A 13,995-nucleotide genomic window follows, 5' to 3' on the forward strand; every position below is an offset into this window, starting at 1 on the left:
TGGCGCGGCGGGCGGCCTCAAAGGCTGCTGGTCAGGCGCCGGGCGGTACGGTGCGACTCAGCACGGCGGCGACGGCCATGGTCGAGGTCATGATCAGGATCTCCAGGCCGATCAACCGCCAAACAGGTGCGGTCGGCATCTTTCCGGAACGTACGGCGGCGACCATCCAGCGACGGTGCAGATACCCGATCACTCCGAGCCCGATCATGGCGCCGGTCTTCACGAGGACGAGGATCCCGTAGGGGGTGAGGAGCGCATCCAGCGATCCAATGCGGAGCACCGCGGTGGCCACACCCGAGGCGAACACGGCAGCATAGGCGATTCCGGCGAGCAGGGAAAAGCGTGTGAAGGTCCCGAGCGATTCCCCAGCCGTGCTCTGTCCAGGGCGGAGCAGATCCGCCAGCAGGCCCAGCACGATCACCCCACCGACCCAGACCGCGACGCCCAGCACGTGCAAGGCCAACGCAGTGGAGGCCCAGGGGACGTGGGTCGAGAGGGCATGGCCGTCCATGGACAGCGGCATGACCGCCGTGGCGGCGAGGGCGAACGCCGCCAGGTGCGCGTCGCCGCCCGGGCGAACCACGAGCAGGACCAGTACCACGAGTGCCACGGCCAGCACCACGGCACGGGCCCGTCCCGGTTCCGTGCCCCAGACATAGGTTTCGAATTCCGTGACGACACCGCGGTGGACGGAGAGCGGTTGCCCGAGGGTATCGGCGAACGTGAAGGCCAAGACGGCCGAGGCCGAAGCCGCCCACGCGATGGCTGCCCACCGCCCCGCGGACACGAGGCGGTCTGCCATCCGTGGATGCTTGAAGGTGGACGGGAGGACGCCCCAGGTGAAGGCCAGCGAACCCAGGACCACCGAGAGGGCCACATGATGGACGGCCAGCGCGGCGGGCAGCCCCCAGCGGACCAGGGCGCCGGGGTCGCCCAGGACGCGGGGTGCTGCGGTGCCGGCGACCGCCAACGCGCCGGCGAGGACCACGGCCGTCAGCGCGATGACCCCGCCGAGGCCCAGCGAGCGCCGAAGGGATCCCCGGGGCGGCGAGATGCTGGTCATGGTGTGTGGTCCTTGCTCGACGGCAGTGGGGGAAGTCCTTCACCTGATGTTCGGAGCCGGGGTCATGTCCGGATGGGGTGTCACCCCCGCACGGGTGGGAACCACTTGCCGATGGGCCTGGTGACGGGGACAGCCGGTACTCTGGTCGCACACGAAAAGGCGTCGGGGCTCCCCGCGCGTGGGGACAGGACGAGGAGGGATCCACCATGACGGTATTGATCGCCGGGTGCGGAGACCTGGGTACCGAGGCGGGGCTGCGGTTTGCCGCTGCCGGGCACCGGGTCGTCGGCTGGAGGCGCTCGCCAGGGCTGCTGCCTGACGCCATCGAGGGGGTGTCAGCCGACCTGGCGGGTGAGCTGCCGGCGATTCCCGCCGACACCGACATCGTGGTCTTCGCGCCGGCGGCGGGGGAGCGCAGCGTCGAGGCCTACCGCCGGGTCTACCTGGAGGGGCTGTCCCACGTGCTCGACGCCCTGGAACGCGAAGGCATCATTCCGCGCCGCATCCTGCTGGTCTCCTCCACGGCAGTCAACGCCGAAACCGATGGAGCCTGGGTCGATGAGTCCACTGCGGTCGAGCCGCCCACGGAAACCGCGGAGATCACCTATGCCACGGAGCAGTTGCTGGCGGCCCGCGCATCGCAGGGGATCGTGCTGCGCCTATCGGGGATCTATGGTCCCGGGCGCACCTGGCTGATCGAGAAGGTCCGCAAGGGAACCACCGGCGACGGTCCGGTCCGCTACACCAACAGGATCCACCGCGATGATGCCGCCGCGGCCATCGTGCACCTGGCCAGCGCAGTTTCCGATCCCGCACCGGTCTACCTCGGTGTCGACGAGGCGCCGGCCCCCAACGTCGAGGTCTTCGCCTACCTCGCCGAGCAGCTTGGTGTCGACGGCCAGCCGGGCCCCGCCGCCAGCGCACGGGCCACCGGCAAGCGGCTGCGCGGTGACCTGCTGCGCTCCACCGGATTCACCTTCACCTATCCGACGTACCGGCAAGGCTACGCCGCGGTCCTCGCGGGCCACGGCATCCGCCACCCTTGACGCAGCTCAGGGCCGACCCGGACGGGTCGACCCTGTACTGGTGCCGGTGGTGGGGCGGTGCTACTTCTGCGTCGGATCCAGCACGAAGTCGTAGTCGACCTGGACGCCGGTGCCCGAGGCTGCTGGCTTCGGGTCCAGCACCAGTTCCGGCTTCACCGCGGTGGCGATGTCGTCGTCGTTGTGCGGATCGCCCGGGAAGTACAGCTGGGCGGTCAGCAGCTCGTGGCCGGGGGCGGAGACCTTCAGGTGCAGGTGGGCCGGGCGCCAGGCGTGCCAGCCGGCGGCGGCGATCAGCTGGCCGCAGGCGCCGTCCGTCGGGATCTGGTAGGGCGCGGGCTGCATCGTGTTGATCTGGAAGTGGCCCTCGGCATCGGCGATGAACGTGCCGCGCAGGTTCCACTCGGGCAGGCCCGGGGCGAACTGCGAGTAGAAGCCGTCGGAGTCCGCGTGCCACAGCTCCACCTTGGCGTTCGGCAGTGCCGATCCGTCGGTGCCGCGGACCTGGCCCTGGAAGAGCAGCGGGGTCCCGTGCTCGTCCTCGCGCATGGAGATCGTGGCGGGGGAGTCCTGGCTCGGCGCGTCGGGGATGTAGTACGGGCCCTCGATGGAACCCTTGTTGCCCTCGCGGTGATCGGTGGCCACGTCTTCCACCGAGTGCTCCAGCCACACGTCCAGGAACAGCGGCCATTCGCCGTCCTCGCCGACCTTGATCAGCCAGGCCTTCAGGGCGTTGAACTCGTCGTAGCTGACGCGCTCTTCCAGGACGATGTCGTTCGCTGCCTTCACGAGCTTGCTGGCCAGCGTGTTGACGCGCTCGACGGACACGTCGGCGGTGCCGATCTTGCCGGACTCGCGGAAGCGGTCGGTGGCGGCATTGCCGGACTTGGCGGCGCTGGCTTCGGCTGTGGTTTCGGCGGTCATGGTGACTCCTTCGTCATTCGTGACGTCGTTTCCGGGCGATGGCCTCGCGGGGTGTGATCGGCGTCATGTTTCTGCTGTTGAGGATCAATCTAGACCCTCACATTGTGCCAAGGGAAATACCCATTTCGTCAGTATTCGGACGCTGGGCATATCAATCTTTCCGGGCGGCTAGCGGATCGAGTTGGGGTGCTTCGCCAGCGGGGTGACCTTGATGGTCATGTAGGCGTACATCGGGAAGCCGCTGAGGATCTCGTGCAACTCGTCGTTGGACTCGACGTCAAAGAGCGAATGGTTCGCGTATTCGCCCACGATCCGCCAGATCCCGGCCATCTTGCCCGACTCCTGCAGGCCGGCCGAATAGGCCTTCTCGCGGACCTGGAAATCGGCGGTCTGCTCGGCGGTCAGGTGATCGGGAAAGCGCACGTCCATGCGGGCGAGGAACATCATGGTGACTCCTGTCGGTGGGGTGGTGGGGTGTACGACGGCGGGGTGCCGGGTGCCGCGCTTAGTCCTGACGGTAGCGGGCGAGCTTGTCCTCGTCGATGGCTGCGCCAACGCCGGGAACCTCGCGGACGCGGATGCGCCCGTCGGTGATGGCCAGCGGCTCGGCCAGCAGGTCATCCGACATGTCCAGGAAGTTGGAGAGTTCCCCGGCCCGGCGGCTGGAGGCCTCGTGGGCGGCGCCGAAGGTGACGGTGGCCAGCGAGCCGACCTGGGTGTCGATCTGGTTGCCCATCGTCACGTCCACGCCGAGCCCGGTGCACAACCCCAGGATCTCGGTGGCCTCGGTGAAACCGCTGCGCGCGGTCTTGATGCAGATCGCGTTGGAACCGCCGGAGAGCAGCTCGCGGGAGACATCGCCGGCGGTAGGCACCGACTCGTCGCCGACGATCGGGATCGGGGACTTCTCCACGAGCCTGCGCCGGGACATCGCCTCCTTGGCGTCGCACGGTTCCTCGAGCATCGTCAGGCCCAGGCCCTCGGTGCGCCGCAGCACCTGCATCGCCTCGTTGGCGCTCCAGCCGCGGTTGGCATCGAGGTAGAGCTCGACGTCGTCGCCGAGCCCCTCGCGCAGGACGTGGCAGGCCTCGATGTCTAGGCCCAGCGGGCGCCGGCCGACCTTGAGCTTGAACGTGGTGATCCCGTACTCCTGGCCAAAACGCAGCGCCTCGTCGAGCAGCTCCTGGGCGGGCTTGAAGCCGAGCATGTGGGACACGCGCATCGACTCGGTGTAGCCGCCCAGCAGCTTGTGCACCGGGGTGGCCGTGGCCTGGCCGATGAGGTCCCACAGGGCGATGTCCAGCGCCCCCTTGGCGACCTGGTTGTGGATCGTGCGGCGCAGCACCTCGTGGACGCGCTCGCGGTCGAACGGGTCCAGTCCGATCAGCTGCGGGGCGAAGACGTCCTCGGTGATGGTGCGGATGGATTGCTGGGTCTCGCCATAGGTGTACGGCCGCGGCGGTGCGTCGGCGGTGCCGACCAGGCCCTCATCGGTGTGCACACGGATCAATACGTGGTCGGCCGTCGTGACCTCCCCGGAAGCGAAGCGCAGGGGGTGGTTGTACGGAATGGCGTAGGGGATCGCTTCGATGCGTTCGATCTTCACTGGGTGTTTCCTTCCGGGTGGGCCCAGGGGGCGCACAACTTCAGGAAGTTGTGCACCAGGGGGGCGTCGTTGCCGGCCTTCCAGCCCAGGGCCAGGTCGACGGTGGGTGCGTCGCGCAGGGGGCGGAACACCACCCGCTGGCTGGAGGGCAGGCGTGCGGCAGTGGGCATGAGCGCGACGCCGAGTCCGGCGTCGACGAAGGTGAGCAGGGTCGAGGTCTCGCGGGCCACCTGGACCACGCGGGGAATGAATCCGGCACGGCGGCAGGACTCCTGCACGATGAGGTTCACTGCGGAGCTGGCCGGGTAGCCGACGAAGGGTTCGTCGGCGAGGTCGGAGAGCGCCAGCTCCTCGCGTGCAGCCAACCGGTGCTTCTCGGGCAGGGCGACGCTGAGCCGGTCGTGTTCCAGGAACCTCAACTCGACGGCGGTGGAGCGCACCGGGGGGCGCAATACGGCGACGTCGAGGCGGCCCTCGACGAGGGCCTCCTCCATCTCGGGGGTCAGCATTTCGCCCTGGACATTCAGTTGCAGGCCGGGCATGTCCCGGCGGGCGGCCTCGACGATGCCGGGCATCAACCGGTAGGTCGCCGTGCCGGTGAAGCCGACGCGCAGCACGCCGCTGGCTCCGTCCCCGACGGTCCGCACGTCCTGGGCCAGCTGTTCCAGTTCGGCGAGCAGGTTGCGTGCCCGGCCCAGGAACATCTCTCCGGCAGGGGTCAGGTCAACCCGCCGGGTGGTCCGGGTCAGCAGGGGGGTGCCCAGCTGTTCCTCGAGCTGCTTGATCTGCTGGGACAGTGGCGGTTGGGCCATGTGCAGGCGCGCCGCGGCGCGGCCGAAGTGGCGTTCTTCGGCGACGGCGACGAAGTAGCGCAGGTGTCTGGTTTCCATGGGGCTCCGATGATCCGGTCCGCGCGGTTGCCGCGGTGGCGTCTCGTGAGAACTCTAGGCCGGGCCGCTCGGAGGGGGAAATACCTATTAGACGCCTATTGAGAGCCTACGCGTCCTAATCCGAAAAAGGCAGGAGCTCCGCGGCGATGGCCGCGGAGCTCCCGTTCCCCGGGTGGCCGGGGCGCCGGTGTGACGCAGGGTCAGCGGAAGGACGCCCCGTGGGAGGTGGGGGGCAGCAGGTCAGCACCGTCGCGACGCAGCCGCGAGCGCAGTGTCCCGGTCTTCGGTTCGGGGTCGTAGAGCCCGCGCTTGACCAGTTGGGGGACCACGAGTTCGGCGAAGTCGTCGAGCGTGCCGGGGCTGATCAACGGGTTGATCATGTAGCCGTCCAGGCCCGAAGCCGCGGAGTGTTCCTGGATCTGGTTGGCCACATCGTCGGGGGTGCCGATGAACAGCAGATCGGTGCCACGGGTGACCTGGGAGAACTTGCGGCGGACGTCACCGGCAGTGAGCGGTTGGTCCTGTGGTCCGCCCGTGACCACGTAGGAACTGAGACCGTTCGTCGAGGTCGTCAGCGGTTCGTTGTCGGCATATTTGTCCAGATCGATGCCGGTGTCCCCGGCGTAGCTGACCAGTTGCGCCTCGAGGTGGTAATTGCGCTGCAGGTCCTCGTACTTCGCCTGGGCCTGGCTGGCGGTGGGCGCCGTGATGATGCGTGCCAGCGCCATCGAGCGGACCTCTCCGGCCGGGCGGCCGCGGTCCAGGGCCCGCTGGTTGATGTCCGCCAGTCCGGCGGCGATCTCCTGCGGGTCCTTCTTGGGTAGGAGGATCACCTCGGCATGCTGGGCGGCGAACTCCCGGCCGCGTGGCGACCAGCCGGCCTGGAAGAGGGTGGGCGTGCGCTGCGGTGAGGGCGACGTGAGCGAGGGGCCATCCACGCGGAAGTGCTCGCCCTCATGGTGGATGGGATGCACCGCGCCGGGGCGGGCATAGATCGTGTACTCCTTGCTGCCGATGACTGCATCGCCGGCCCAGCTGCCCTCCAGGAGCTTGTAGACGACCTCCATGAACTCATCGCCCCGGGCATATCGATCCGCATGTTTGAGCATCTCGTCCAGGCCAAAGTTCCGGGCAGCACTGGAGAGGTAGGAGGTGACGATGTTCCACCCGATGCGTCCGCCGGACAGGTGGTCCAGCGTGCCGAACCGGCGGGCCAGCGAGAAGGGGTGCTCGTAGGTGGTCGAAGCGGTGATCACGAAGGCCAGCCGTTCGGTCAGGGCCGCCAGCGCCGGGACGTACATGAACGGGTCGTTGGCCGGGGCCTCCACCGCCCATCCCAGTGCCGCGTCGACGGCCCCGCCGTACACGTCGTAGAGCCCCAGGACATCGGCGAAGAAGAGGGCATCGAGATTCGCCTGTTCGGCGGTGATCGCCACGTTGCGCCAGCGATCCAGCGAGTTCACCGTCAGGCGGTCATCGAGGGGATGGGTCCAGAGGCTGGGGGCGCCGCCGCAGCCCACGGAGGCCTGCTCGTAGAGGGAAAACAGCAAAGGGGAGGGGGAGTCGCTCATCGGGAGGTGTCACTTTCGTTCGGGGAGGCCGGAGTCGTGCGGCCATGGCGGATGAAGTAGTAGAGATAGCAGGCGGCCACAAACGGGATGCCGAAGTAGAGGGCCGCCACCTGCTGGGGGTCGGCGGCGAGCCCGATGACGGAGACCAGGCAGAGGCCCAAGGCGAGTAGCGGCACCACCGGGTACAGCGGTGCCTTGTACACCAGGGCCCCCACGTCCCCGCCGCGCCGCACGAAGGCCCTGCGGTGGAAGAAGTGCGAGGCGGAGATGGACATCCACACGCCCACCACGGCAAAGCCGGCGATGGATACCAGGACCAGGTACACCGATTCTGCCGCCACCACGCTGGAGAGCAGCGAGGCCGCACCGCCGAGCATGCTCACACCCAGGGCGGTGAGTGGAATGCCCCGGCCGGTAAGCCTGCCGAAGGCCCGCGGTGCCAACCCCTCGTCGGCCAGCGAGAACAGCATGCGGGCGCAGGCGAACAGGCCGCTGTTGCCGGCAGAGAGCAGGGCGGTGATGATCACGAAGTTCATGACGTCGGCGGCATGGGGGATGCCGAGACCGTTGAAAACGGCGACGAAGGGACTCTCCTGCAGGCCGGCGTCACCGTAGGGGATGGTGGCAGCAATGACGGCGATGGCGCCGACGAAGAAGACCAGCAACCGGAAGACGGTCGCCCGCAGGGCCCGGGGGATGGAACGCTGCGGATCCGCTGTTTCACCGGCCGCAACACCGATGAGCTCGGAGCCGGAAAAGGCATAGAAGACGGCCAGGGTCGTGATCAGCACGCCCGTGAACCCGTGGGGGAACAATCCGTCCGGCGTGACGAAATTCTGGAGCAACACCGGCGGCCCCTGGGGTGCGGCCAGCGGACGGAACCCCAGCAGGGCGGCACCACCGATGACGATCAGCGCGACGATGGTGCCGACCTTGACCAGCGACAACCAGAACTCCGCCTCCCCGAACAGGCGGGCCGAGAAAGCGTTGACCCCAAAGACCAGGCAGGCGAAGACCAGGCACCAGATCCAGACATCGACCCCGGGAAACCACCGCTGCATGAGCAGCCCGCTGGCGGTGAACTCGGATCCCAGGGCGACGGCCCAGCACAACCAGTAGAGCCAGGCAGTGGTGAACCCGGTCGCCGGGCCGATCGAGCGTGCTGCGTAGATATGGAAGGCCCCGGCCACCGGGTAGGCCAGGGCCAGTTCACCCAGGCAGGCCATGACGAGGTAGACCACGAACGCGCCGATCAGGTACGCGATCACGGCTCCGAGTGGTCCGGCCTGCTCGATGGTGTATCCCGAACTGAGGAAGAGGCCCGAGCCGATCACCCCGCCCATGGCGATCATGATCAGGTGGCGCGGACCCATGGCCCGGCGGAGCCCACTGTCGGTGGCGGGATGGTGGACGCTCGGGCGCACCGGTGCGTCTCCGGGCGGTGACGTCGGGCGCCGTGAGGCGGCGGAAGTGGTGCTGGCGGGCGGCATGAAGGAGACTCCGGTGGGGCTGGGCAGGACAGGCGACGTCCCACATTAAGCAGCGTGCCGAGGTGCCGACGCATTGTGGCTCCGGGTTGCGCTGTGTGAATCGCGCAGCCTGGGAGATGACTTTTCGTGACCCACGGCTACGTGCCCGTTGAACCGGCACGGTGCCCAGTGTTAGCCAGCCCGCAGGCGTTCGAGGACCAGTGCCAGGGCCGGCCATGCGCTGCGTCCGCGGCGGGTCCGGGCGAAGGCACGCAGCCTCACCTCGGGGTCGTGGAGCGCCAGGATGGTGATGCCCGCGCGGGGTGGCCGGTTCGCGGGCAACAGGCCAACCCCGAGCCCGGCGAGGATCAGGTCCTCGACCAGGTCCAGGCTGTCGGACTGGTGGCGCAGTGCCGGCTCGAATCCAGCCATGGACGAGATCATGCGCAGCACTGTCTCGTCGGCAATGTTCCGGGAATTGCCGATCCAGTCGTGGTTGCGGAAGGCCCCGAAGACCTCGGCGGCCCGCGGATCGCCACCGGGGCCGTTTCGGCCGGGGAGCAGCCCGGTGGCGTCCGCATTGGGAACCCCCAAACCCCACGGATTGCTCCACAGCGGCAGCGTCTCGATGCCCGGGCCGACTTCATCGGGGGCCAGGCTGTAGTCGTAGGTCAGGGCCAGGTCGATCTCGTCGACGGCCAGCTGCCGCAGCGCCTCGGCCGGTTCGTGTTCGAGCACCTGGATCCCGACCTTGGGGTGGCGTTCGGCGAACTCGGCGATGACCGGCATCAACGTGGTGCGGATGGCAGTGGCGAAACCGGAGATGCGCAGCGTCCCCGATGGTTCGGCCGTCGGGTCCAGGTCCAGTCGGGCCGCATCGACAGCGGCGAGGATCGATTCGGCGTGCTCGGCCAACCGTCGGCCCGCGGGAGTGAGCCTGACCCCGCGGCCGTCGGGCTCCAGCAAGCGGGCCCCGGTGTCCCGGGCGAGCAAGGCGATCTGTTGGGAGACCGTCGAAGTCGTGGTGCCCAGCAGATCCGCGACCCCGCGCATCGAGCCCCTTCGGGAGAGTTCATAGAGGTATTGCAGGCGTCGGGTCTCCATGGAAACCATTGTGCAGCAATCCCGAATGGTTTGTTGAGGATTGTCACGTGGACATGGATGGACGACGTCGGATGGAATGGTCCCATGACCTCCCCACCTCGCGCGGCGCTGAGCCCTGCCGGCACCGGCTCGCTCATGGCGTTGGCCTCCATGACGTGCGTGCAACTGGGGTTGGCCGTCTCCGTCGGACTCATCGGCACCCTGGGGCCAGAAGGCGTCGCGTGGCTGCGGCTGGCGTGGGCCGCCGTCATCCTGGTCGTGATCGGGCGGCCGTGGCGGGTCAGGTTCAGCCGTGCCGCCTTGGGCGCCAGCGTCCTGCTGGGCGTGGCGACCGGTGGGGTGACCGTGCTGTTCATGCTTGCCGTCGAACGCATCCCGTTGGGCACCGCCAGCGCACTCGAATTCCTCGGTCCGCTCTCCATCGCGATCATCCAGGGTCGGGGCGCCGCCCGCTGGTGGGCCCTGGTGGCAGCCGCAGGCGTGCTGGGACTGACCGAGCCCTGGGTGGGGGCGACCGACCCGGTGGGCATCCTCTTCGCGCTGGGCGCCGCTGCCTGTTGGGCCGGCTATGTGCTCTTCACCCAGAAGGCCGGGGACACAGCGTCCGGGATCAGCGCCCTGGGCATCTCCATGCCGGTGGCGGCCATCGTCGCCACCTGCGTGGTCGGCCCCTCGATCCTCCAGCACCTCGACTGGCAGATCCTGCTGGTCGGCTTCGGCCTGGCCCTGTTGCTTCCGGTCATCCCCTTCAGCCTCGAGATGCTGGCCCTGCGCAAGCTGACCACCGCTGCCTTCGGGACCCTGATGTGCCTGGAACCGGCCATCGCCGTCGTCATCGGTCTGACCATCCTTCACCAGATCCCGCGCCCAGCAGCGGTGGTGGGCATCGTCCTGGTCGTCCTGGCCGGGATCGGCGCCACGCGCACCGGACAGCGGCGGATTCCGGTCTCCGTGGAGGCCACCAGCCCGGCGACCCCCGCGCTCACCCCTCCGGGGACGGCCCCCGAGGACTCCTAATCCATGGCGGGCGTGTCACGGGTCAGGATCAACCGTGCGCCACCGCCCACGGCCAGCGTCACTTCCCGGGCACTGCCGACCGGAGTGAAAGTGAACAGGACGCTGCTGATGGACAGCCCGGACGCGTAGATCTTGGCCAACCGCCGATGGTCCTCGGTGGAGAGCAGGAAGTGCTCGCCGTCGTAGCGCAGGTCGTACGGTTCGCCGGTCATGGTGGCATCCTAGTGGCCCGTCCCGAACGTGCCAACGGCGCCGCGCGGTGCGCGACGCCGTCGTTTTCGAGGAGCTCGGGGTGTTGACCGCGGGGTGTTGACCGGTGGGTCAGTGGATGTCAGCGGACTCCCGGGGGTCCCGCCCACCGGGTAGCAGCCCGGCCTCCGCCTGGGCGGCGATCTGGCGGACCCGGCCACGGCAGGCATACCACCCGGCCATCATCGCCGGGACGATGACCACGATCGACGCCACGGTCCAGGTGCCCACGGGAGAGTCGAACGCCATGAGGACCACCACGAAGAGCAGGAACGCCAGGGTCAGGTACCCGCTCCAGGGGGCGAAGACCATGCGGAACGCCGGGCGCACCGCTTCCCCGCGCTGGGCCAGCCGGTGGAAGGCCAGCTGGCAGAGGATGATCATCGCCCAGCAGGAGATGATGCCCAGCGAGGCGATGTTCAGCACGATCTCGAAGGCCTGCGACGGAACGATCGCATTGAGGATCACGCCGAGGACGGCGATCACCGCGGTCAGCATGATGCCGCCGTAGGGCACGCCGTTGCGGTTCATCCGCGACGCGTACCTGGGGGCGGATCCGGCCAGCGCCATGGTGCGCATGATCCGGCCGGTGGAATACAGTCCGGCGTTCAGCGAGGACAATGCCGCGGTGAGGACCACCAGGTTCATGATCGCGTCCATTCCCGAGACGCCAATGGAACCGAAGAACGTGACGAACGGGCTCTCACCCTCCTTGTAGGAGGTGAACGGCAGCAGCATGGACAGCAGCAGCAGCGAACCGATGTAGAACACCACAATGCGCACGATGACGGTGTTGATCGCCTTGGGCATGATCTTTTCGGGGTTCTCGGTTTCCCCGGCGGCGGTGCCGAGCAATTCGATCGAGGCGTAGGAGAAGACGACGCCCTGCATGACCACCAACACCGGCAGCAGCCCGTTGGGGAGGAGCCCGCCATGATCGGCGATCAGCGAGAAGCCGACCGGCTGCCCATCGACCGGGGTCTGGAAGACGACGAAGTAGATGCCGACCACCAGGAAGCCCACCAGGGCCACGACCTTGATCAGCGCGAACCAGAACTCCAGCTCGCCGAAGACCTTCACCGAGACCAGGTTGGCGCCCAGGACCAGCAGCAGGGCGGCCAGCGCCCAGGTCCACTGCGGTACGGCCCCCATCCAGGGGACGTACTTGGCGAAGAAGTGCATGTACAGGGCTGCAGCGGTGATGTCCACGATCGCGGTCATCGACCAGTTCAGCCAGTACATCCAGCCGGTCACGAACGCTGCCTTTTCCCCGAAGAACTCCCGGGCGTAGGAGACGAACGAGCCCGAGGTCGGGCGGTGCAGCACCAGTTCACCCAACGCACGCAGGATCAGGAACGCGAAGAACCCGCAGACCGCGAACGCGATGACCAGTCCCGGTCCGGCGTCGGCCAGGCGGCCGCCGGCCCCCATGAACAGCCCGGTGCCGATGGCGCCACCGATGGCGATCATCTGGATTTGGCGGTTCTTCAGGCTCTTTTTGTAGTCGCCGTCGCCGACGGTCAGGGCCTGCCCGGAGGCGTGCTGCTGTGCCGGCTTGCCCGGCGGCTGGGGAGTGGCGGTCATGCGGTGTCCTTTGATCGGGTGAAGGAGCGGTGCGAGGTGGGCTAGGGGTGGTGCGCCGACTCAGTCGGAGAGGTTGGCCAGGCGCTCGGGGCGCAGCAAGTCATCGAGTTCGGCGCGGCTGAGCAGGTTCTGCTCGATCACCAGCTCGGCGATCCCGCGGCCCGAATGCAGTGCCTCCAGGGCAATGGCGGTCGAGGTGGCGTAGCCGAGTTGCGGCGTCAGGGCGGTGACCAACCCGATCGAGTTTTCCACATTCCTGCGCAATAACTCGACATTTGCGGTGATTCCGCTCACGCAGTTGCGGGCCAACGTCTGGCAGGCAGCCTCGAGGTGGCGCATCGAGAGAGTCAGCGAGTGCACGATCACCGGTTCGAAGGCGTTCAGCTGCAGCTGCCCGCCCTCGGCGGCCATCGAGATCGTCACGTCGTGCCCGATGACCTGGTAGGCCACCTGGTTCACGACCTCGGGGATCACCGGGTTGACCTTGCCGGGCATGATCGATGATCCGGCCTGTACGGCGGGCAGGTTGATCTCGTTGAACCCCACGCGTGGTCCGGAGGAGAGCAGGCGCAGGTCGTTGCAGATCTTCGAGAGCTTCACGGCGACGCGCTTGAGCACCCCGGAGAGGTGCACGAAGGCGCCCACGTCCTGGGTGGCCTCGATGAGGTCCGGCGAGGTGGTCAGCGGCAGACCGGTCAGCTCGACCAGGTGGCGGCAGGCGGCCTCGGTGTAGCCGGCCGGGGCGTTGAGCGAGGTGCCGATCGCGGTGGCGCCGAGGTTGATCTCGTGCACCAGCTCCAGGGACTCGGCCAGCCGGTCGCGGTCCTCGCGGATCGTCACCGCATAGGTGCCGAACTCCTGGCCCAGCGTCATCGGCACGGCGTCCTGGAGCTGGGTGCGGCCCATCTTCACCACGGTGCGGAATTCCAGCGCCTTGGCAGCGAAGGCCGCCTCGAGCTCCTCGATCGCCGCCAGCAGCGGCACTGCGGTGAAGGACGTCGCGACGTTCACCGCGGTCGGGTACACGTCGTTGGTGGACTGCGAGAGGTTCACGTGGTCGTTGGGGTGCAGGTACTGGTATTCCCCCCGCGCATGGCCCAGGATCTCCAGTGCCCGGTTGGCGATGACCTCGTTGGCGTTCATGTTGGTGCTGGTCCCGGCCCCGCCCTGGACGACATCGACGATGAACTGATCGTGCAGTGCCCCTTCGGCGATCTCGGTGCAGGCGGCCTCGATGGCGTCGGCGCGGCTGGCATCGAGCAGGCCGAGCTCGCGGTTGGCGCGTGCCGCCGCCTGCTTCACCAGCGCCAGGGCGCGGATCAGGTGCGGGTTGGTCGCCAGCGGCTGGCCCGTGATGTGGAAGTTCTCCGAGGCGCGCAGCGTGTGCACGCCCCAGTAGGCGTCGGCAGGGACCTCGCGGTCGCCGATCAGATCGTGCTCGAGGCGGGTGGCAGCCAGGCTGGTGGTGGGCATGA

At 68.2% G+C, this 13,995-nt stretch carries 13 protein-coding genes; 2 read left to right on the plus strand and 11 right to left on the minus strand.

The window, feature by feature from the left end; all coding sequences use genetic code 11:
• Positions 1-31: 31 nt before the first annotated feature.
• Entirely contained in the window at positions 32-1,063 is a 1,032-nt protein-coding gene (locus ABD088_RS10435; protein WP_343901869.1) for a copper resistance D family protein, read from the minus strand.
• A gap of 206 nt (positions 1,064-1,269) precedes the next feature.
• Here ABD088_RS10435 and ABD088_RS10440 point away from each other — a divergent pair, with 206 nt between their 5' ends.
• On the plus strand, positions 1,270-2,109 hold the full coding sequence (locus tag ABD088_RS10440) for a Rossmann-fold NAD(P)-binding domain-containing protein (protein ID WP_343901870.1): 840 nt from the start codon (positions 1,270-1,272) through the stop codon (positions 2,107-2,109).
• 60 nt (positions 2,110-2,169) lie between these two features.
• On the opposite strand, the gene catA is transcribed toward ABD088_RS10440, so the two are convergent.
• The 7 genes from catA to ABD088_RS10475 all read right to left on the minus strand — a co-directional run bounded on the left by catA (position 2,170) and on the right by ABD088_RS10475 (position 9,670).
• On the minus strand, positions 2,170-3,030 hold the full coding sequence (gene catA / locus ABD088_RS10445; RefSeq protein WP_343901871.1) for a catechol 1,2-dioxygenase: 861 nt from the start codon (positions 3,028-3,030) through the stop codon (positions 2,170-2,172).
• A 168-nt stretch (positions 3,031-3,198) separates the two neighbouring features.
• On the minus strand, positions 3,199-3,477 hold the full coding sequence (gene catC / locus ABD088_RS10450) for a muconolactone Delta-isomerase (protein ID WP_343901872.1): 279 nt from the start codon (positions 3,475-3,477) through the stop codon (positions 3,199-3,201).
• 58 nt (positions 3,478-3,535) lie between these two features.
• On the minus strand, positions 3,536-4,636 hold the full coding sequence (locus ABD088_RS10455; RefSeq protein ID WP_343901873.1) for an enolase C-terminal domain-like protein: 1,101 nt from the start codon (positions 4,634-4,636) through the stop codon (positions 3,536-3,538).
• Positions 4,633-5,526 (minus strand): LysR substrate-binding domain-containing protein, encoded by an 894-nt coding sequence (locus ABD088_RS10460; protein ID WP_343901874.1) that lies wholly within the window; start codon positions 5,524-5,526, stop codon positions 4,633-4,635. The genes ABD088_RS10455 and ABD088_RS10460 overlap by 4 nt, the downstream gene beginning before the upstream one ends.
• A 200-nt stretch (positions 5,527-5,726) precedes the next feature.
• Positions 5,727-7,097, minus strand: coding sequence for an NtaA/DmoA family FMN-dependent monooxygenase (locus tag ABD088_RS10465; RefSeq protein ID WP_343901875.1), 1,371 nt, complete (start codon positions 7,095-7,097; stop codon positions 5,727-5,729).
• Positions 7,094-8,587: an amino acid permease gene (locus tag ABD088_RS10470; RefSeq protein WP_343901876.1), complete on the minus strand. Its 1,494-nt coding sequence runs from the start codon at positions 8,585-8,587 to the stop codon at positions 7,094-7,096. The genes ABD088_RS10465 and ABD088_RS10470 overlap by 4 nt, the downstream gene beginning before the upstream one ends.
• A gap of 171 nt (positions 8,588-8,758) precedes the next feature.
• Positions 8,759-9,670: a LysR family transcriptional regulator gene (locus ABD088_RS10475; RefSeq protein WP_343901877.1), complete on the minus strand. Its 912-nt coding sequence runs from the start codon at positions 9,668-9,670 to the stop codon at positions 8,759-8,761.
• Between the two features lie 84 nt (positions 9,671-9,754).
• On the opposite strand from ABD088_RS10475, the gene ABD088_RS10480 reads away from it, so the two are divergent.
• Positions 9,755-10,687, plus strand: coding sequence for an EamA family transporter (locus tag ABD088_RS10480; RefSeq protein ID WP_343901878.1), 933 nt, complete (start codon positions 9,755-9,757; stop codon positions 10,685-10,687).
• On the opposite strand, the gene ABD088_RS10485 is transcribed toward ABD088_RS10480, so the two are convergent.
• From ABD088_RS10485 to ABD088_RS10495, 3 genes are all read right to left on the minus strand, one after another.
• A complete protein-coding gene (locus ABD088_RS10485) occupies positions 10,684-10,899 on the minus strand; it encodes a hypothetical protein (protein WP_343901879.1) in 216 nt (71 codons plus the stop codon). The genes ABD088_RS10480 and ABD088_RS10485 overlap by 4 nt on opposite strands.
• 109 nt (positions 10,900-11,008) lie before the next feature.
• Positions 11,009-12,520 carry an amino acid permease gene (locus ABD088_RS10490; RefSeq protein ID WP_343901880.1) on the minus strand — a complete coding sequence of 504 codons (1,512 nt, stop codon included), beginning with the start codon at positions 12,518-12,520 and terminating at the stop codon, positions 11,009-11,011.
• Positions 12,521-12,580: 60 nt separating this feature from the next.
• Positions 12,581-13,993 (minus strand): aspartate ammonia-lyase, encoded by a 1,413-nt coding sequence (locus ABD088_RS10495; RefSeq protein WP_343901881.1) that lies wholly within the window; start codon positions 13,991-13,993, stop codon positions 12,581-12,583.
• Between the last annotated feature and the right edge of the window lie 2 nt (positions 13,994-13,995).

Source organism: Arthrobacter rhombi, from assembly GCF_039526245.1.
Lineage (GTDB): Bacteria > Actinomycetota > Actinomycetes > Actinomycetales > Micrococcaceae > Arthrobacter_H > Arthrobacter_H rhombi.